17 protein-coding genes are annotated in these 18944 nt (G+C 64.9%); 1 reads left to right on the forward strand and 16 read right to left on the reverse strand.

The window, feature by feature from the left end; genetic code table 11:
* Window positions 1-10: 10 nt before the first annotated feature.
* The 9 genes from rng to leuS are packed head-to-tail and all read right to left on the reverse strand — an operon-like array spanning window position 11 to window position 8979.
* Window positions 11-1489, reverse strand: coding sequence for a ribonuclease G (gene rng, locus ECTPHS_RS02990; protein WP_040404905.1), 1479 nt, complete (start codon window positions 1487-1489; stop codon window positions 11-13).
* Window positions 1490-1499: 10 nt separating this feature from the next.
* Entirely contained in the window at window positions 1500-2081 is a 582-nt protein-coding gene (locus ECTPHS_RS02995; protein ID WP_008931199.1) for a nucleoside triphosphate pyrophosphatase, read from the reverse strand.
* 59 nt (window positions 2082-2140) lie between these two features.
* On the reverse strand, window positions 2141-2611 hold the full coding sequence (gene rlmH / locus ECTPHS_RS03000) for a 23S rRNA (pseudouridine(1915)-N(3))-methyltransferase RlmH (RefSeq protein WP_008931200.1): 471 nt from the start codon (window positions 2609-2611) through the stop codon (window positions 2141-2143).
* Window positions 2612-2617: 6 nt separating this feature from the next.
* The gene (gene rsfS, locus ECTPHS_RS03005; RefSeq protein ID WP_008931201.1) at window positions 2618-3016 is read right to left on the reverse strand and encodes a ribosome silencing factor; all 399 of its coding nucleotides are present in this window, start codon (window positions 3014-3016) and stop codon (window positions 2618-2620) included.
* Window positions 2998-3660: a nicotinate-nucleotide adenylyltransferase gene (gene nadD / locus ECTPHS_RS03010; RefSeq protein ID WP_008931202.1), complete on the reverse strand. Its 663-nt coding sequence runs from the start codon at window positions 3658-3660 to the stop codon at window positions 2998-3000. The genes rsfS and nadD overlap by 19 nt, the downstream gene beginning before the upstream one ends.
* An 18-nt stretch (window positions 3661-3678) precedes the next feature.
* On the reverse strand, window positions 3679-4953 hold the full coding sequence (locus tag ECTPHS_RS03015; protein ID WP_008931203.1) for a glutamate-5-semialdehyde dehydrogenase: 1275 nt from the start codon (window positions 4951-4953) through the stop codon (window positions 3679-3681).
* A 5-nt stretch (window positions 4954-4958) separates the two neighbouring features.
* Window positions 4959-5990 carry a DNA polymerase III subunit delta gene (holA, locus tag ECTPHS_RS03020; RefSeq protein WP_008931204.1) on the reverse strand — a complete coding sequence of 344 codons (1032 nt, stop codon included), beginning with the start codon at window positions 5988-5990 and terminating at the stop codon, window positions 4959-4961.
* Entirely contained in the window at window positions 5987-6463 is a 477-nt protein-coding gene (gene lptE / locus ECTPHS_RS03025) for an LPS assembly lipoprotein LptE (protein WP_141565247.1), read from the reverse strand. The genes holA and lptE overlap by 4 nt, the downstream gene beginning before the upstream one ends.
* Window positions 6464-6522: 59 nt before the next feature.
* Window positions 6523-8979, reverse strand: coding sequence for a leucine--tRNA ligase (leuS, locus tag ECTPHS_RS03030; RefSeq protein WP_008931206.1), 2457 nt, complete (start codon window positions 8977-8979; stop codon window positions 6523-6525).
* Between the two features lie 295 nt (window positions 8980-9274).
* On the opposite strand from leuS, the gene ECTPHS_RS03035 reads away from it, so the two are divergent.
* A complete protein-coding gene (locus ECTPHS_RS03035) occupies window positions 9275-9799 on the forward strand; it encodes a zinc ribbon-containing protein (RefSeq protein WP_008931207.1) in 525 nt (174 codons plus the stop codon).
* Here the strand turns inward: ECTPHS_RS03035 and lnt are convergent.
* From lnt to uvrA, 7 genes are all read right to left on the reverse strand, one after another.
* Complete coding sequence (lnt, locus tag ECTPHS_RS03040; RefSeq protein ID WP_008931208.1) at window positions 9796-11358, reverse strand: apolipoprotein N-acyltransferase; 1563 nt, start codon at window positions 11356-11358, stop codon at window positions 9796-9798. The two genes, ECTPHS_RS03035 and lnt, sit on opposite strands and share 4 nt — an antisense overlap.
* A 4-nt stretch (window positions 11359-11362) precedes the next feature.
* A complete protein-coding gene (locus ECTPHS_RS03045) occupies window positions 11363-12241 on the reverse strand; it encodes an HlyC/CorC family transporter (RefSeq protein ID WP_008931209.1) in 879 nt (292 codons plus the stop codon).
* Window positions 12242-12262: 21 nt separating this feature from the next.
* The gene (ybeY, locus tag ECTPHS_RS03050) at window positions 12263-12709 is read right to left on the reverse strand and encodes an rRNA maturation RNase YbeY (RefSeq protein ID WP_008931210.1); all 447 of its coding nucleotides are present in this window, start codon (window positions 12707-12709) and stop codon (window positions 12263-12265) included.
* Window positions 12709-13695, reverse strand: a complete 987-nt coding sequence (locus ECTPHS_RS03055; protein ID WP_008931211.1) for a PhoH family protein — start codon at window positions 13693-13695, stop codon at window positions 12709-12711. The genes ybeY and ECTPHS_RS03055 overlap by 1 nt, the downstream gene beginning before the upstream one ends.
* A gap of 78 nt (window positions 13696-13773) precedes the next feature.
* Window positions 13774-15144 (reverse strand): tRNA (N6-isopentenyl adenosine(37)-C2)-methylthiotransferase MiaB, encoded by a 1371-nt coding sequence (gene miaB / locus ECTPHS_RS03060; RefSeq protein WP_008931212.1) that lies wholly within the window; start codon window positions 15142-15144, stop codon window positions 13774-13776.
* Window positions 15145-15325: 181 nt separating this feature from the next.
* Window positions 15326-15811 carry a single-stranded DNA-binding protein gene (gene ssb / locus ECTPHS_RS03065; protein ID WP_008931213.1) on the reverse strand — a complete coding sequence of 162 codons (486 nt, stop codon included), beginning with the start codon at window positions 15809-15811 and terminating at the stop codon, window positions 15326-15328.
* Between the two features lie 100 nt (window positions 15812-15911).
* Entirely contained in the window at window positions 15912-18746 is a 2835-nt protein-coding gene (gene uvrA, locus ECTPHS_RS03070; protein WP_008931214.1) for an excinuclease ABC subunit UvrA, read from the reverse strand.
* Between the last annotated feature and the right edge of the window lie 198 nt (window positions 18747-18944).

The raw sequence follows: 18944 nt of genomic DNA on the forward strand, positions 1-18944 counted from the left end.
AAACGCGGGGTTACAGGAGCACGACGTCGAACTGCTCCTGGGTATAGAGACTTTCCACCTGGAAACGGATGGGGATGCCGATGAATTCCTGCAGTTGGGCAACGCTGGCGGACTCCTCGTCCAGCAGAAGGTCCACCACCGGCTGGGAGGCCAGCACCAGCAATTCCCGGGCGTCGAACTGACGGGCCTCGCGCAGGATCTCCCGGAACATCTCGTAGCAGACGGTCTCGGCGGACTTTACGTAACCGCGCCCCATGCAGGTGGGACAGGGTTCGCAGAGCAGATGTTCCAGGCTTTCGCGGGTACGCTTGCGGGTCATCTCCACCAGTCCCAGGGGCGAGACATCACAGATCTGACTCTTGGCATAGTCCTTTTCCATCGCCTTTTCCAGGGAGCGCAGCACCTGACGCTTGTGATCCTCCTGGGTCATGTCGATGAAGTCGACGATGATGATGCCCCCCAGATTGCGCAGGCGCAGCTGCCGGGCAATGGCCTGGGCCGCCTCCAGATTGGTCTTGAAGATGGTCTCTTCCAGGTTGCGATGGCCCACGAAGGCGCCGGTGTTGATGTCGATGGTGGTCATCGCCTCGGTCTGATCGAAGATCAGATAACCACCGGACTTGAGCTCCACCTTGCGTTCCAGGGCCTTCTGGATCTCGTCCTCCACGTTGTAGAGATCGAAGATGGGACGCTCGCCGGGGTAATGTTCGATCCGGTCCAGCAGCTCGGGCACATACTGGGCGGCGAACTCGCTGACCCGCTGCACCGTCTCCCGGGAATCGATGCGGATCTTTTCCAGTTCCACCCCCACCATGTCCCGCAGGATCCGCAGGGTCAGCGGCAGGTCCATGTAGACCTCGGAACCGGCCCGTGCCTTCTGTACCGCCTGCTGTATGGTCTGCCAGAGCTTGACCAGGAAGATCATGTCGTTGCGCAGGGCCTCCAGGGGCGCGGCCTCGGCGGCGGTGCGCACGATGAAACCGTGACTGCACCCGAGTTCCGCCTGCAGGCCTTCCACCGTGCCCTTGAGCCGGGTGCGCTCGGTGTCCGCCTCGATGCGGGTGGAAATGCCCACGGTGGTATTGCCGGGCATGAGCACCAGATACCGGGAGGGCACGGTGATGTAGGTGGTCAGGCGTGCCCCCTTGGTGCCCAGGGGGTCCTTGATCACCTGTACCAGGATATCCTGCCCTTCCCGCAGCAGGCGCTGGATGGGCTCGGTGCGTTCCCTCTCGCCGCCCTGCAGCTCTTCCCGTTCTACCGGGGCCACGTCGGAAGCGTGCAGAAAGGCGGCCCGCTCCAGGCCGATGTCCACGAAAGCGGCATCCATGCCCGGCAGCACCCGGCTGACCCGCCCCTTGTAGATGTTGCCCACCAGCCCCCGACGCCGGGCCCGCTCCATGCTGAGTTCCATCAGCACACCGTTTTCCACCAGGGCCACGCGGGTCTCCTGGGGGGTGACGTTCATTAGGATTTCCGTGCCCATCATCGAGGTGCCTTCAGGTTTGATTATCAATGCCGGATATTAGACCGCAGCGCCGCAGAAGTTCCCCGGTCTCGAACAGGGGCAGTCCCACCACGCCGGAATAACTGCCCTCGATATGGGCCACGAACAGGGCGCCCAGGCCCTGGATCCCGTAGGCGCCCGCCTTGTCGGCCGGTTCTCCCGACGCCCAATAGGCGCGCCTGTCATCGGGACTCAGGTCGCGAAAGCGTACCCGGGTGGTGGACAGGGCCTGATGACAGCATCCCTGGTGCAGCAGGGCCACGGCGGAAAGGACCGTATGGGTCCGGCCGGAAAGACGGCCGAGCATGTCCAGGGCATCTTCCCGGTCCCTGGGCTTGCCCAGGATATCACCATCGATACTGACCACGGTGTCCGCGCCCAGTACCGGGAGGTGCCCGGGAACGGCGTCATGGGCTGCCCGGGCCTTGGTAACCGCCATGCGCAGGGCAAAGTCCTCGGGGGACTCACCGGCCCGGGGGATCTCTTCCACGTCCACCGGATGCGCCCGCCAGGCCACACCGATCTGATCCAGCAGTTCACGACGGCGGGGCGAGGCGGAGGCAAGGACGAGCATGGGCGAATCTCCGGGTGAGACATCGGGGTGGACGCCTGGCACGGAAGCCGTGCCGATGGTCACGCCCGATGATAGGGGTGATTGCGCAACAGACTCCAGCCGCGGTAGATCTGTTCCGCCAGGATCACCCGCACCAGGGGATGGGGAAAGGTCAGCGGCGACAGGGACCACTTGAAGTCCGCCCGGGCGCGGCAGGCGTCGGACAGACCGTCGGCGCCCCCCACCAACAGGGCCACGTCCCGGCCCGACTGCATCCACTGATCCAGCTGCCGGGACAGGCCGGCGGTATCCAGACCGCGGCCCTTCTCGTCCAGGGCCACCACCCAGCAGTCCCGGGGCACCGCCGCCAGCAGACGCTCACCCTCCTCTTCCCGCAGACGCTCCACCGGGGCGTTGCGGCCCCGTCGGGGCGAAGGGATCTCCCGCAGCTCCAGACTGCATTCGGCGGGCAGACGCCCGGCATACTCACGATAGGCCTCGGTCACCCAGCCGGGCATGCGGGTGCCCACCGCCAGTAGATGGATGCGCACGCCGGCCTAGCGGCGCAGGCGGCGCAGGGCCGCGGCCGGAGAGTCCTCGTCCGATTCCTCATCCGGGGCCGCCGACAGGGATTCATCCGTCAGCCACAGCTTCTCCAGATTGTAGAAGTCGCGGACCTGGGGCAGCATCACGTGGACCACCACATCGTCCAGATCCACCAGCACCCACTCCCCTTCACGCTCGCCCTCGGCGCCCAGGGGCTGGATACCGGCTTCCTTCGCCTTGATGATGACGTTGTCGGCCAGGGATTTCACATGACGGTTGGAAGAGCCGGACGCGATCACCATGGTGTCGGTGATGGCGGTCTTGCCCCGTACGTCAATGCATTTGACGTCCTGGGCTTTCATGTCTTCCAGGGCCTGGAGGACGATCTGGGTCAGTTGTTCTGTCTGCATGCATCCCTCTGGGAAAGCGTTGAAAGGTAAAGCCCGTATCGTTGAATGTAGGTCAGCACCGGTTCCGGCAACAGGAATCTCGGACTGCGCCCCCGGGCCACCAGATCACGGATGGCGGTGGCGGAAATGTCCAGCTGGGTCACCGGCATGAACAGGATACGCCCCGCCGGCGCGGCGCGCAGGTCGGCGGGGCTTGCGGCCTGCCGGGATGCCGCCCAGGCTTCCCGTGCCCGGGGGGCGTCGCTGCCCGGCCGGTGGGCCACCACGATATGGGCCAGACCGAACAGGTCCTGCCAGCGATGCCAGGAAGACAATCCGGCAAAGGCATCCATGCCCAACAGCAGGCACAGGGGCACATGGGGACCCAGCTCCCGGCGCAGGCTCTCCAGGGTATCCACGCTGTAGGAAGGTCCGTCCCGCTCCAGCTCACGACGATCCACGCTGAAACCGGAATGAAGGGCCACCGCCTGTTCCACCATGGCCAGACGGTGCGACATGTCGGCCTGGGGCCGGCGCCGGTGCGGCGGCAGGCCGCAGGGGATGAAGCGTAGCTCATCCAGATCCAGACATTCCTGGATCTCCAGCGCCGGACGCAGGTGTCCGAAATGGATGGGATCGAAGGTGCCGCCCAGGATGCCGATCATGGCTCCCCGAGCCCGCGCTCACCCGCGCACATGACCGTCTCCCAGAACCACGTATTTCAGGGTGGTGAGACCGTCCAGCCCCACCGGGCCACGGGCATGGAGCTTGTCGGTGCTGATGCCGATCTCGGCCCCCAGGCCGTATTCGAAACCGTCGGCAAAACGGGTGGAGGCATTCACCATCACCGAGCTGGAATCCACTTCCCGCAGGAACCGCCGGGCACGGGTATAGTTTTCCGTGACGATGGTATCGGTGTGGCGGGAGCCGTAGTGATTGATGTGCTCGATGGCCTCGTCCAGGCCGGGCACCACCCGGATGCTCAGGATCGGCGCCAGGTATTCCGTCTGCCAGTCCGCCTCGGTGGCCTCGCCGATATCCGGCAGGAAGGCGCGGGTACGGGCACAGCCCCGCAGTTCCACGCCCTTGTCGTCGAACAGGGGCTTGAGGGCGGTCAGGGCCCTGGGGGCGATGGATTCGGCCACCAGCAGGGTTTCCAGGGTGTTACAGGTGCCGTAGCGCTGGGTCTTGGCATTGAGGGTGACCCTGACGGCCTTGTCCAGGTCCGCGTGATCGTCGATGTAGACATGACAGATGCCGTCCAGGTGCTTGATCACCGGAATCAGGGATTCCTCGCTGACCCGGGCGATGAGTCCCTTGCCGCCCCGGGGCACGATCACGTCCACATGATCCTTCAGGCGCAGCAGGGCGCCTACCGCGGCCCGGTCGGTGGTCCCCACCACCTGCACCGCGTCGGCGGGCAGACCGGCCCGGTCCAGACCCTCGCGGATGCAGTCGGCCAGGGCCCGGTTGGAATGGAACACCTCGGAACCGCCGCGCAGGATGGCGGCATTGCCGGATTTGAGGCACAGGCCGGCGGCATCCACGGTCACGTTGGGCCGGGACTCGAAGATGATGCCGATGACCCCCAGGGGGACGCGCATGCGGCCCACCTGAATGCCGCTGGGGCGGTAATTGAGATCGGAGATGGCGCCCACCGGATCCGGCAGGGCGGCGATCTGGCACAGCCCCTCGGCCATGGTGCCCAGACGCTCGGGATTGAAGGCCAGACGATCCAGCATGGCGGCATCCAGGCCATTCCTTTCACCGGCCTCCAGATCCTTGCGGTTTTCCGCCATCAGGGTGTCGGCCCGGGCCTCGATCAGTTCCGCCATGGCCAGCAGGGCGGCATTCTTGGCGGCGGTGTCGGCGCGCAGCAGGACCCGGGAAGCGGCACGGGCCTGCCGGCCCAGCTGCAGCATGTAGTCGTTGATGTTCTCGATCACGGTGTCTGCCATCTTTTTCAATGTGAGTGGTTGCGGATCAAGGAAGACGGATGTCCTGCCAATCCCAGGGTCAAGTCTAACAATTCATCCCAGGGGCTGCCCGGCTTCTGCCCCTTGGCCACCTGATCCGCCCGCGCGCCCTCTCGCAGCAATTGCCCCAGGGCATGCAGGGACAGGCGTCGCAGGGCCTGGCGCACCACCGGCTGGCGCTGGGGCGGCCAGACCGACTTGAGCACCACCTGGGGCGGGGTGCCGGCGGCGGCCTGTTCCGCCAGCCGGTTGAGGGTGCGGATCTCCCGCGCCAGGGCCCAGCTCACCAGCACCGGCGCGATGCCCTCGGCCCGCAGGCCGGACAGGATCCGCACCGCCCTGCCCGCCTCCCCGGCCAGGGCGGCGTCGGTCAGGTCATAGACACTGAAACGGGCACTGTCGGCCACCGCGGCCATCACCGCAGCCTCGTCCACCGGGCCGTCCCCCTGCAGCAGCATCAGCTTGTCGATCTCCTGGGCGGCCGCCAGCAGGTTGCCTTCCACCCGCTCCGCCAGTAACCGGGCCGCCCCGGCGGTGGGTTGCAGCCCGCGACGGCTCATGCGACGGGTGATCCAGGCCTCGGTCCCCGCCAGATCCAGGGGCCAGACCTGGATCATCACCCCGGCCTGCTCCAGGGCCTGACACCAGCGGGACTTCTGCTCCTGTCGTTCCAGCTTGCCGCACTGAATGATCAACACCGTATCCGCGGACGGCTGTCCGGCACAGGCCTCCAGTACCTTGCCGCCCTGGACGCCGGGCTTGCCGGACGGCATGCGCAGTTCCAGTACCCGGCGCTGGGCGAACAGGGACAGGCTCTCGGCGGCGGTCTGGACCTGGCCCCAGTCAAACCCCTTGTCCACGGTGAAGACCTCCCGGTCCTCGAACCCCTCGGCCCGTGCCCGCGCCCTGATCGCATCGGCGGCCTCCATCAGCTGCAGCGGCTCCTCGCCGCTGAGCAGATAGATCGGCGCCAGCCCCTTTTGCAGGTGGCTCTCCAGTTGCTCCGGCTTGAGTTTCATGGCAACGCTGAATGGTTCCCCGCCGCCTGCAGTCGCAGCAGGATCAGCTGGACCAGGTCGCGGCGCATGGACTCGCGCAGACTCTGTTCCTGCTCGGCCTGTCCCAGCACGCCTTCCGGATCGAAGAGATAGTCCCGGGTCAGGGTCAGACTCTGCTCGGGGATCTCGAAGTCATTCCCCCGCCCTCTCACCGAATAGGTCAGGCGGGTGAAGACCTCATACTCGGAGACCTGGGCGTCTCGCCCCACGGACAGGGCCCGGCGGCCGGTCCTCAGATCATGGATGCGCAGCTCGGCCGTGGCCTTGGACAGGGGCACCGGTTCCACCCCGGCGGCGCGCAGGGCCAGCTGCAGGTCGATGACCAGGGGGTCGAAGGCCCCCAGGCCGGTGATGGCGGTACGGGCCATCTCCGGCGGCAGGCCCGCCGCCCCCCGCAACTGAAAGCCGCAGGCAGCCAGCAGCAGGCACAGCATCAGCACCAGGGCTGTCCGCCCCGGTCCCGACCGCCACGGCCTGACGCCTCGACCGTGCATCACCTGGCAACCACGTTCACCAGCTTGCCCGGGACCACGATGATCTTGGCCACGGTCTTGCCGTCGATGTGTCGCCTGACGTTCTCGTCGGCCAGGGCCTGGGCCTCGATGGCGGCGCGTTCGGCACCGGTGGGCACCCGCAGATGGCCGCGCAGCTTGCCGTTCACCTGGATCACCAGTTCCTGGGTGTCACTCTCCAGGGCGGCGGGGTCCACCTGGGGCCAGGGGCGATCCACCAGGGCATCCGGATGTCCCAACTCGGCCCACAGGCGATGGGTGATGTGGGGCACGATGGGCGAGAGCATCAGCACGATGGCCTCCAGGGCCTCCTGCATCAGGGCGCGTCCCTGGGGCGTGGCGTCTTCGAAACGGCTCAGGTCATTGAGCAGTTCCATGCAGGCGGCGATGGCGGTGTTGAAGGTATGGCGCCGGCCCATGTCATCGCTCACCTTGGCGATGGTCTGATGCAGCTTGCGGCGCAGATCCGCCTGAGCCTCGGTCAGCGAAGGAGCATCCAGGGCCGGTGCGGGTCCGGCACCGAGATGGTCGTGGGCCTGTTTCCACAGTCGCTTGAGGAAACGGGAAGCCCCCTCCACCCCGGAATCGGACCATTCCAGGGACATTTCCGGCGGCGCGGCGAACATCATGAACAGGCGCACGGTATCGGCACCGTACCGCTGGATCAGTTCCTGGGGATCCACCGTGTTGCCCTTGGACTTGGACATCTTGGCCCCGTCCTTGAGCACCATGCCCTGGGTCAGCAGGTTGGCGAAGGGTTCATCCCCCGGCACCAGCCCCTCGTCCCGCATCAGCTTGTGGAAAAAGCGGGCATAGAGCAGGTGCAGCACCGCATGCTCGATGCCGCCCACATACTGATTCACGGGCAGCCAGTGACGGGCCCGCTCGTCCATCATGGCACGGTCGTTGTCCGGGCAGGCGTAGCGGGCGTAATACCAGGAGGACTCGAAGAAGGTGTCGAAGGTGTCCGTTTCCCGCTCCGCCTCGCCGCCGCAGCGGGGACAGGGGGTGCGGTAGAATTCGGGCATTTTCTTGATCGGGGAACCCACGCCGTCGAAGGCCACCGCTTCCGGCAGCACCACCGGCAGCTGATCTTCGGGGACGGGAACCGGACCGCAGTCCGGACAGTTGATGATGGGAATCGGGCAACCCCAGTAACGCTGCCGGGAGACACCCCAGTCCCGCAGCCGGTAATTGACCCGGCGCCGCCCCCGGCCCTCGGCTTCCAGCTGATCGGCGATGGCATTGAAGGCCTGGTCGAAGTCCATGTCGTCAAACCGGCCGGAGGCCAGCAGAATGCCCTTCTCGGTGAAGGCTTCCTTGTCCAGGTCGATGGCGGCGGCCCCGTCGGCTGGACGGATCACCTGCCGGATGGGCAGGCCGTAGGCCCGGGCAAACTCCCAGTCCCGCTGGTCGTGGGCGGGCACCGCCATCACGGCGCCGGTGCCGTATTCCATGAGCACGAAGTTGGCGGCCCACACGGGCACCTTTTCCCCGGTGATGGGGTGGATGGCCTTGAGACCGGTGGCCACGCCCCGCTTCTTCATGGTGGCCATGTCGGCCTCGGACACCTTGGTGTGGCTGCATTCCTCGATGAAACCGGCCAGGGCCTGGTTGTCCTCGGCGGCCAGGGCGGCCAGGGGGTGTTCCGGCGCCACCGCCAGATAGCTCACCCCCATCAGGGTGTCGGGACGGGTGGTATAGACGGTCAGGGGGGTGTCGTGACCGTCTACCTGGAAGACCACCTCCACCCCTTCGGAGCGGCCGATCCAGTTGCGCTGCATGGTGCGTACCTGCTCCGGCCAGCCGGTCAGGGTATCCAGGCCATTGAGCAGTTCTTCGGCGTAGTCGGTGATACGCAGGAACCACTGGGGGATCTCCCGGCGTTCCACCGGGGCACCGGAACGCCACCCCAGGCCGTCAATGACCTGCTCATTGGCCAGCACGGTCTGGTCCACCGGGTCCCAGTTGACCACGGCGGTCTTCTTGTAGACCAGTCCCTTTTCAAACAGGCGGGTGAACAGCCACTGCTCCCAGCGGTAATACTCGGGCCGGCAGGTGGCAATTTCCCGGGACCAGTCGTAGGCAAACCCCAGGCGCTTGAGCTGGCCACGCATGTAGTCGATGTTCTCGTAGGTCCACTTGGCCGGGGGCACGCCGTGCTTGAGGGCGGCATTCTCGGCGGGCAGACCGAAGGCATCCCAGCCCATGGGCTGGAGCACGTTGCGCCCCTGCATGCGCTGGTGGCGGGCGATGACGTCGCCGATGGTGTAGTTGCGCACATGGCCCATGTGGAGCCGCCCACTGGGGTACGGGAACATGGAAAGGCAGTAGAAGGGTTCCCGGCCGTCATCCTCCCGGGCACGGAAGCAGTCATTGGCTTCCCACCAGGCCTGGGCATCGGTTTCGACGACTTCGGGTTCGTAGTGTTCTTGCATGGGGTTCCACCGGCTGAATCTGGGAATGCACGGGCCAGGGGCGCGGACCGCCGCTGCGTTGTCCATGGCTCCGGGAAGACCGGCAAGGATAGCGTGACTGCCGGGGGGTCACAACTTCCGGCATATTGACCTGAGCCGGGGCATGGGTGGAACGCGTGAAACCTGGTGTACTCTTGGAAGCATGGTGGAAGACAGGGGTAGGCCTTGGTCCCGTCGGCGGGACGCCGTGAATACGTCCCCGTTCTGCAACACCGATCCTTTTTATGACCCATGTGCAATGCTGGAGGTTGGAATCATGTCGGACAAACAGAGCGAACATCCCATCCGGGACGGACTGGTCCATGCCTATGACCGAATGCTGGAACGGGTGCGGCATGCCGTGGAAGTGGCAGAGGAAAAGACCGGCCCGACCCTGGAACATGCCATCGAGGACGCCCGTCACAAGGCGGTGGAACTGGGCGAGGCCACCCGCGAGGAGGCCCACGAAGTGGCCGAATACATCCGCCGGGATCTACATGACATCGGCGACTATTTGAACGAGTCGAGCCGGGATTTTCGCACCTGGTTCCGTATGGACCTGCAGCTCATCGAGGCCCGGATCCTGGACCTGCTGTCCTCCATCGCCGACCGCACCCGGGTGGAACTGGCGGAACTGGAGGCCCGCGCCCGGGCGGTGGGAGTCTGGCACACCGGTGAGGTGGCGGCGCCAGGGGTGCTGGCCTGCAAGCGGTGTGACACCGAACTGCATTTCACCGAGAGCGGTCGGATCCCGCCCTGCCCGAAGTGCCACGGCACCGAGTATCGAAGGGCTCGGGACTAGGAGCGAGGCACCGGTGATGAAGGGGACGCCGGGCCGCGTCGCCCGGCCAGCACCAGCCCCGCCACCAGCAACGTCAGCCCCGTGACCACCGGCCAGTTCCCCCACAGGGCATAGGGGGTGCGCCCTTCCCGGGGCTGCGCCCGGGTGGTCAGCACGTGGGTCTCGAACTGGGGCGAACGATCCCGGATCCGGCCCCGATGATCGATCACCGCCGAGATCCCCGTATTGGTGGCCCGGAGCATTTCCCGCCCCGCTTCCAGTGACCGCACCCGGGCGATTTCCAGGTGCTGATGGGGGGCGATGGAATCCCCGAACCAGGCATCGTTGGTCACGTTCACCAGCATCTGCGCCCGCGGCAGGGCACGGATGATCAGATGTCCGAAGGCATCCTCGTAGCAGATGGAGGCTCCCAGCACGATCCCGGCCGCCTCAAGGGTGAAGCCTCCGTGCCCCCTGGACAGGTCCGCCATGGGCAGCTCGATATAGCCGTCCAGCCACTCCAGCAGTCCCCGTAGCGGCAGGTATTCACCAAAGGGCACCCGCTTGCGCTTGTGATAGAACTGAGGGCGCTCGGCATCCACCTTGGCGATGCTGTTGAACATGCGCCGGGTTTCGGGTTCGTAGGTGAAGATGCCGGCCAGCAGTTCGCTGCCATGGGCGCGCGCCTCCGCCACCAGGGGCAGGAGGAAATCCTCTTCCAGGTAGTGATAGAAACTGGGCACCGCCGTCTCGGGCCAGAGGATCAGATCGCTGCCGAAGGCCTCTTCGGTCAGGTAGGCATACAGGCCCATGGCCGTCACCAGCTCCTCCGGACGCAGCTTGTCCTCCTGGGCCATGTTCCCCTGCAACAGGCTGACCTGCAACGGCTCGCCCACGGGGCGGGTCCATTCCACCTGTTTGAGTCCCAGCCCCCCCAGCCACAGCAATCCCACCAATCCCAGCGCCGCCGCCAGCCGACGATGCCCGCTCACGACACCCCAGGCCAGGGCGCCGGCCATCATCGCCGCCACCATGCCGGTGCCGAAGACTCCCAGCACCGGCATATAGCCGGCCAGGGCCGTATCCAGTTGGGCCGTCCCCAGCAGCAGCCAGGGGAATCCGGTGAGAAACCAGCCACGCCACCACTCGAACAGGACCCACAGGGCCGGCACCAGCAACACCAGATGCACGAAGGGGGTCGTCCGCCCCCGCAGGCGGGCGGCCAGATAGCCGAGCAGGGCCGGGAACAGGGCCAGCAGCATGACGAAACCGGCCGTGATCAGGGCCGCCAGGGGGGCAATGGCCGCGCCGAACAGGTGCAGGCTGTAATACACCCAGTAGACGCCGGCCCCGAACATGCCAAGGCCGAAGGCATAGCCCCGCCAAGCCGCCTGGCGGGGTTGCGCCCCGGCCCAGAGCACGAACAGCAGGGCCGGCGCCAGCACACCCAGCACACGCAGTTCAAAGGGGGCAAAGGCCGGCACCAGGGCGGCGCCGGCCAACAGGGCCAGCCATAGGGCCCAACGGGGGTGCCGTTCCAGCGTCCGGATCAGGGGCACAGCCGCAAGCGCGTGGGTCATGGGATCAGAGCGGGGTGGGCTCCGCCTCGGCGGGCGGAGTTTCACGGTAACTGAGTTCCAGCAGATGCACCCGGCGGTTATCGGCCCGCAACACCCGGACATGGAAACGATCGAAGCTCAGTTCCTCACCGCGTTTGGGGACATGGCCGAAGCGATGGATCACGAATCCGCCGATGGTGTCGAACTCGTCATCGCTGTAATCAGTATTGAAATAGGCGTTGAACTCCTCGATGGGCGTGAGGGCCTTCACCGTGAAGCGGCCATTGGCGTGGCGCAGGATGTGAGTGAGGAAGTCCTCGATATCATGCTCGTCGTCGATCTCGCCGACGATCTGCTCCAGCACATCTTCGATGGTCACCAGCCCCGCCACTCCGCCGTACTCATCCACCACGATGGCCATGTGATTACGGCTGTTACGGAACTCCTTGAGCAGCACGTTCAGGCGCTTGCTCTCGGGCACGAAGACGGCGGGACGCAGGATGTCCTGCATGTCGAAGACCTCCTGACCGTCCTTCACGAAATAACGCAGCATGTCCTTGGCCAGCAGGATGCCCACCACCTCGTCCCGGTCGTCACCGATCACCGGAAAGCGGGAATGGGCCGAATCGGCCAGGATGGCGACGATGTCGTCCAGGGCGGCATCCCGCCGCACCACATCCATCTGCGCGCGGGGGATCATGATATCCCGCACCTGCATCTCGGAGACCTGCATCACCCCCTCGATCATGCCCAGGGCATCGGGATCGATGATCTGGCGCTGATGGGCACCGCGCAGCAGTTCCACCAGTTGGGCGCGGTCCCTGGGCTCGGCCCCGGACAGGGCCAGGGTGAGACGTTCCACCCAACTACGGGCGGGAGGTTCGCTGGAGCGATCGGTATTCATGGAATGAGAGGTCGGAAGGATTCAGTACGCATAGGGGTCTGCATGGCCCAATTCTGCCATGAGCAGTGTTTCAATCGTCTCCATCACCTCGGCCTCGGCCTCGGACAGGTGATCGAAGCCGCGCAGGTGCAGTACACCGTGGATCACCATGTGCGCCCAATGGCTCTGCACCGGCTTGCTCTGCTCCGCTGCCTCCCGGGCCACCACCGGGGCGCAGATCACCAGGTCTCCCAGGTGGGCCATCGGCACGCCCGCCGGGGCCTCGAAGGGGAATGACAGCACATTGGTGGGACCGGACTTGCCCCGATACTGATGATTGAGCTGCGCACTTTCCGTCTCATCGGTGATGCGGATCAGCACCGACCCCTCGCAGCCCTGGCAGGCCAGATCCACCCAGCGACGAAAGCTCGCCGGTCCGGGTACCCCCTTGCGCGGCACCGCGTATTGCAATTGCACATCCCGGGACATCAGCGGTCCTTGCGAGACGATTCGCTCGCGTCATAGGCCTCGACGATGCGCTGCACCAGGGGATGGCGCACCACGTCCCGGGAGGTGAAGAAGGTGAAGCTGATGCCCTTCACATCCTGCAGGATCTCGATCACATGGCGCAGCCCCGACTGCCGGGGATTGGGCAGGTCCGTCTGGGTCACGTCACCGTTCACCACCGCGGTGGAACCAAAGCCGATGCGTGTCAGGAACATCTTCATCTGTTCCGAGGTGGTGTTCTGGGCCTCGTCCAGTATCACGAAGGCATCATTCAGGGTGCGGCCACGCATGTAGGCCAGAGGCGCCACCTCGATGACATTGCGCTCCATCAGCTTGGCCACCTTTTCAAAACCCAGCATCTCGTAGAGGGCGTCGTACATGGGCCGCAGATAGGGGTCGATCTTCTGAGCCAGATCCCCGGGCAAAAATCCCAGCCGCTCCCCGGCCTCCACCGCCGGACGCACCAGCACCAGGCGTCGCACCCGCTCCGTTTCCAGGGCCTCGCAGGCGGCGGCCACGGCCAGGTAGGTCTTGCCCGTGCCCGCCGGCCCGATGCCGAAGTTCAGGTCATGGGTGCGGATGTTGCGCAGGTAGCGGAGCTGGTTGGCCCCGCGACCGCGGATCACGCCCCGCTTGAGATGCAGCGGCGTTTCATCCTCGTCCGCCTTTTCCTCCCGTCGGGCCAGCAGGCGGTCAATCCCCGACGCCTGCAGATGCAGGTGGACGCGGGCGGGGTTGAGGGTCTCCTTCGCGGTGGCCCGGTAGAGATCCCGCAACAGCTCGGCGCCGGCCTGGGCCGGTTGCGGGTCACCGATCACGTTGAAGCGGGCACCCCGGTTGTTGATTTCCACGCCCAGGCGCTGCTCCATGAGCCGCAGATGCTCATCGAACTGACCACAGAGATTTGCCAGGCGCAGGTTGTCGGCGGGCTCCAGGGACAGTTCCACTGTCACCGGGGAGGCCGCCACTTGAGAATCGGCAGGAGTTTCAGTCAAGGCAGGTTCAGGCCATCAAGGCGGGTTGTGTGTCCACGGAGTATAGCCTGATCAGCCGCTCGCGGCGGCCTTCGGCATCGGTTCGGGTTGTTGCTCGTCAGGCACCCGTTCGCCCCGCAGTGAATGACTCAGGGCCTCGGTAATGCGCACCGGAACGAAATGTCCGATGCAGTCCGGATCCGCCGGGAAGTTCACTACCCGGTTGTTGCCGGTGCGTCCCGCCATCCAGCGCGGATCCTTGCGGGACGGGCCTTCCACCAGTACCGACTCCACCTGCCCCACCATGGCTTCACTGATGGCCTGGGCGGAGGCATTGATGGTGTCCTGCAGGTGCTGCAGGCGTTGCTTCTTCACCGACAGGGGCACGTCATCCTCCATCACCGCCGCCGGGGTGCCGGGACGGCGACTGTAGATGAAGCTGAAGGACTGGTCAAAGCCGATATCATGAATCAGTGTCATGGTGGCCTGGAAATCCGCCTCCGTTTCACCGGGGAAGCCGACGATAAAATCCGAAGACAGGCAGATGTCCGGCCGGGCCTCGCGGATGCGCCGGATCTTGGACTTGTACTCCAGGGCCGTGTGCCCACGCTTCATGGCCGCCAGTATCCGGTCCGAACCGCTTTGTACCGGCAGGTGCAGATGGCCGGCCAACTGGGGCACCTCGGCGAAGGCGCGGATCAGGCTGTCGGAAAACTCCACCGGATGGGACGTGGTGAAGCGAATGCGATCGATCCCGTCCACCGCCGCCACATAGTGGATCAGCAGGGCCAGGTCGGCGATCTCGCCATCGTGCATGCGGCCCCGGTAGGCGTTCACGTTCTGCCCCAGCAGGTTCACCTCCCGCACCCCCTGGGCCGCCAGCTGGGCCACTTCGGCCAGGACGTCGTCGAAGGGCCGGCTGATCTCCTCGCCCCGGGTATAGGGGACGACACAGTAGGTGCAGTATTTGCTGCACCCTTCCATGATGGACACAAACGCCGTGGGGCCGTCGGCCCGGGGTTCGGGCAAGGCATCGAACTTCTCGATCTCGGGGAAGGACACGTCCACCACCGGATAGCGGCCATCCCGGGCGCTTTCCAGCATCTGGGGCAGTCGGTGCAGGGTTTGGGGACCAAAGACCATGTCCACGAAGGGGGCGCGCTCCCGCAACAATTCCCCTTCCTGGCTGGCCACGCACCCGCCGACACCGATCACCACGCCGGGGCGCTGTTCCTTGATAGCCCGCCAACGCCCCAACAGGGAAAAGACCTTTTCCTGGGCCTTTTCCCGGATGGAACAGGTGTTGAGCAGGAGCACATCCGCGTCCATGGGATCATCCGTCAGCTCGCCCCCGTGGGATTCACGCAGCACGTCCAGCATCTTGCCCGAGTCGTACTCGTTCATCTGGCAGCCGTGGGTCTGGATATAGATCTTGGTACGCATGGGGTGAGTCTTGGAAGTCCGGTCAGGCAAAGCGAAAGCGATATGCATGTTGCAGAACAAGCCCCTCTCCCCCTGATGTGAGAGGGGTTGGAGTGAGGGGCAGCGTGCTCCGGCATCACGCCGGGGTCTGGTCGCCCCTCATCCCCGGCCCTTCTCCCCCGAGGGAGAAGGAAGGTAAATCCTAGAACGGAATATCGTCCTCGAAATCATCCTGCATCGGACGACTGGAAGACGCCGCCGGGGCCGGTGCCTGCCGAGGCGCAGGTCTGCCGCCGTCACCGGCGTCATGGCTGCTGCCGCGACCACTGTCGAAATCGCCGGAACCACCGCCGCTGCGACCGCCCAGCATCTGCATTTCATTGACCACGATCTCGGTGGTATAGCGCTTGATGCCGTCCTTTTCCCATTCACGGGTCTGCAGGCGCCCTTCCACATAGACCTGGGAGCCCTTGCGCAGGTATTCACCGGCGATCTCCGCCAGACGCCCGAAGAACACCAGGCGGTGCCACTCGGTGCGCTCGGTCCAGTCATTGGTCTGCTTGTCCTTCCAGCGTTCCGCGGTAGCCAGGTTCACGTTGGCCACGGCGGCCCCACTGGGCATGTATTTCACATCCGGGTCATTGCCCAGATTGCCGATGAGGATGACCTTGTTGATGCCTTTAGCCATGAGACCGCTCCCGAAAACAGAAATCGTCCATTGTATCTTGATTCAGGTGGTGGGACCGCATTTTATCCGGCCGCCCGGCAGAGCATAGACCATTCCCGGATCATGGGGAAACCGGCACCAGCATCGGCGCCAGAAACCGTCCCGTATGTGAGCGAGGCTCGGCGGCGATCTGCTCCGGCGTCCCCGTGGCGATGATCTCGCCGCCACCGGAACCGCCTTCCGGCCCCAGATCGATGAGCCAGTCCGCCGTCTTGATCACGTCCAGATTATGCTCGATCACCACCACCGTGTTGCCATGGTCGCGCAGGCGGTGCAGCACCTTGAGCAATTGTTCCACATCGTGAAAATGCAGCCCGGTGGTGGGCTCGTCGAGGATATACAGGGTACGACCGGTATCCCGCTTTGACAGTTCCCGCGCGAGTTTCACCCGCTGGGCCTCGCCGCCGGACAAGGTGGTGGCATTCTGCCCCAACTGGATGTAGGACAGCCCCACATCCATCAGTGTTTCCAGCTTGCGCCGCAGGGCCGGCACCGCCTGGAAAAACGCCAGGGCGTCCTCCACGGTCATTTCCAGCACTTCATGGATGGTTTTGCCTTTGTAACGAATCTCCAGGGTCTCCCGGTTGTAGCGCTTGCCCTTGCAGACATCGCAGGGCACATAGACATCCGGCAGAAAATGCATCTCCACCTTGATGACGCCGTCGCCCTGACAGGCCTCGCAACGGCCGCCCTTCACGTTGAATGAAAAGCGCCCCGGGGCATAGCCCCGCGAGCGGGCCTCCGGCACCCCGGAAAACAGTTCGCGGATGGGCGTGAACAGGCCGGTGTAGGTGGCCGGATTGGAGCGGGGCGTGCGACCAATAGGGCTCTGGTCGATGTCCACCACCTTGTCGAAAAACTCCGCCCCTTCCAGCGAGGCATAAGGGGCCGGTTGTTCACCGGCACGATTGATACGCAGGGCCATGAGGCGATACAGGGTATCGTTGATCAGAGTGGACTTGCCGGAACCGGACACACCGGTGACACAGGTGAACAGCCCCACCGGGACGGACAGATCCACATCGCGCAGATTATTGCCGCTGGCGCCCCGGATGACCAGTTGGCGCGCCGGGTCCACAGGATGCCGGCGGGCAGGCACATCGATCCGGCGCTGCCCGGACAGGTACTGGCCGGTGAGAGACTCCGCAGTATGGCTGACCGCCTCCGGGGTCCCCTGGGCCACGATGCGCCCCCCGTGACGACCGGCCCCCGGACCGATGTCCACCACATGATCCGCCCGACGGATGGCGTCTTCATCGTGCTCCACCACGATCACCGTATTGCCCAGATCCCGCAGATAGGTCAGGGTATTGAGCAGGCGTTCGTTATCCCGCTGATGCAGGCCGATGGAAGGCTCGTCCAGGATGTACATGACCCCCACCAGCCCGGCACCGATCTGAGAGGCCAACCGGATACGCTGGGCCTCGCCGCCGGAAAGGGTATCCGCTGACCGATCCAGGGTGAGGTAGTCCAGCCCCACGTTCACCAGAAAATCCAGCCTGGCGACGATTTCCTTGAGGATCTTCTCCGCAATCCTGCCCTGCTTGCCGGGCAGGGACAGATCCTGGAAAAAGTGTCGGGCCGTTCCGATGGGCAGACGGGTCAGCTCCGGCAACGTGTGGCTCCCGATGAACACATGACGGGCCGCCCGATTCAGGCGCGTTCCCTGGCAATCCGGACAGGGATGCATGGAGCGGTACTTGGCCAACTCCTCGCGCACGGCACTGGAATCCGTCTCCCGGTAGCGTCGCTCCAGGTTGGGAATGATTCCTTCAAAGGGCTGGGTGGAGCGGGCGATCCGCCCCCGTTCATTTTGATACTCGAACTCGATCCGCGTGCGGCCGCTACCGTGGAGCACCACCTGGCGAATCGATGCATCCAGGGACTGGAAGGGCACCTCGATATCGAAATCATAATGCCGCGCCAGACTCTGGATCATCTGGAAATAATAGGTGTTGCGACGATCCCAGCCTCGCACCGCCCCACCGGCCAGACTCAGTTCCGGATGGGCCACCACCCGCTCGGGGTCGAAGAACTGCTGCACACCCAGACCGTCACAGGTGGGACAGGCGCCTACCGGATTGTTGAAGGAAAACAGCCGTGGCTCCAGCTCCTGAATGGCATAACCGCAGACAGGGCAGGCAAACCGGGAGGAAAACACCATCGGCTCCCGCTCCGGCGCATCCAGCCAGGTCACCAGGGCGATGCCCTCGGAGAGATTCAGGGCGGTTTCCAGGGATTCCGCCAGGCGCACCCGGACATCATCCCGCACCCGGAAACGGTCCACCACCACCTCAATGGTGTGCTTGCGGCGGGGTTCCAGCTTGGGGGGATCATCCAGTTCCACCAGTTCGCCATCGATACGGGCCCGCAGATAACCCTGGGCTCTCAACCCTTCAAGTACGTTCTGATGCTCTCCCTTGCGCTCCTGAATCACGGGGGCCAGCAGCATGAGCTTCTCGCCTTCGGGAAGCGCCAGGACCTGATCCACCATCTGACTCACGGTCTGGGCTTCGAGACTGGTGTCGTGATCGGGGCAGCGGGGCACTCCCGCGCGGGCAAACAGCAGGCGCAGGTAGTCATAGATCTCGGTGATCGTCCCCACGGTGGAGCGCGGGTTATGAGATGTGGTCTTCTGTTCGATGGAAATCGCGGGGGACAGTCCCTCGATATGATCCACATCCGGCTTTTCCATCACCGACAGAAACTGCCGGGCATAGGCGGACAGGGATTCCACATAGCGGCGCTGTCCTTCGGCAAAGAGGGTGTCGAAGGCCAGGGAGGACTTGCCGGAACCGGATACCCCGGTGATGACGATCAGCCGATCCCGCGGCAGCGTCAGATCCACGCTCTGCAGGTTGTGGGTGCGGGCACCGCGGATGAGGATATTTTCCATGGAACAGAGGCTCCCGAGTGGGTTGCCGGCGGGCAAACGGGTATTTTAGCACTGAAAGTAAAGCCCTTGCCGTGAAAGCAAAATCTCATCGTCACTCCCGTATCCTTTCGTCACTCCCGCGCAAGCGGGAGTCCAGGGTTTCTGTCCTGTCACTGTATTCCCGCGTTCGCGGGAATGACGGAGGGGTGGCGGGAATGG

Source organism: Ectothiorhodospira sp. PHS-1 (genome assembly GCF_000225005.1).
Taxonomy (GTDB): Bacteria; Pseudomonadota; Gammaproteobacteria; order Ectothiorhodospirales; family Ectothiorhodospiraceae; genus Ectothiorhodospira.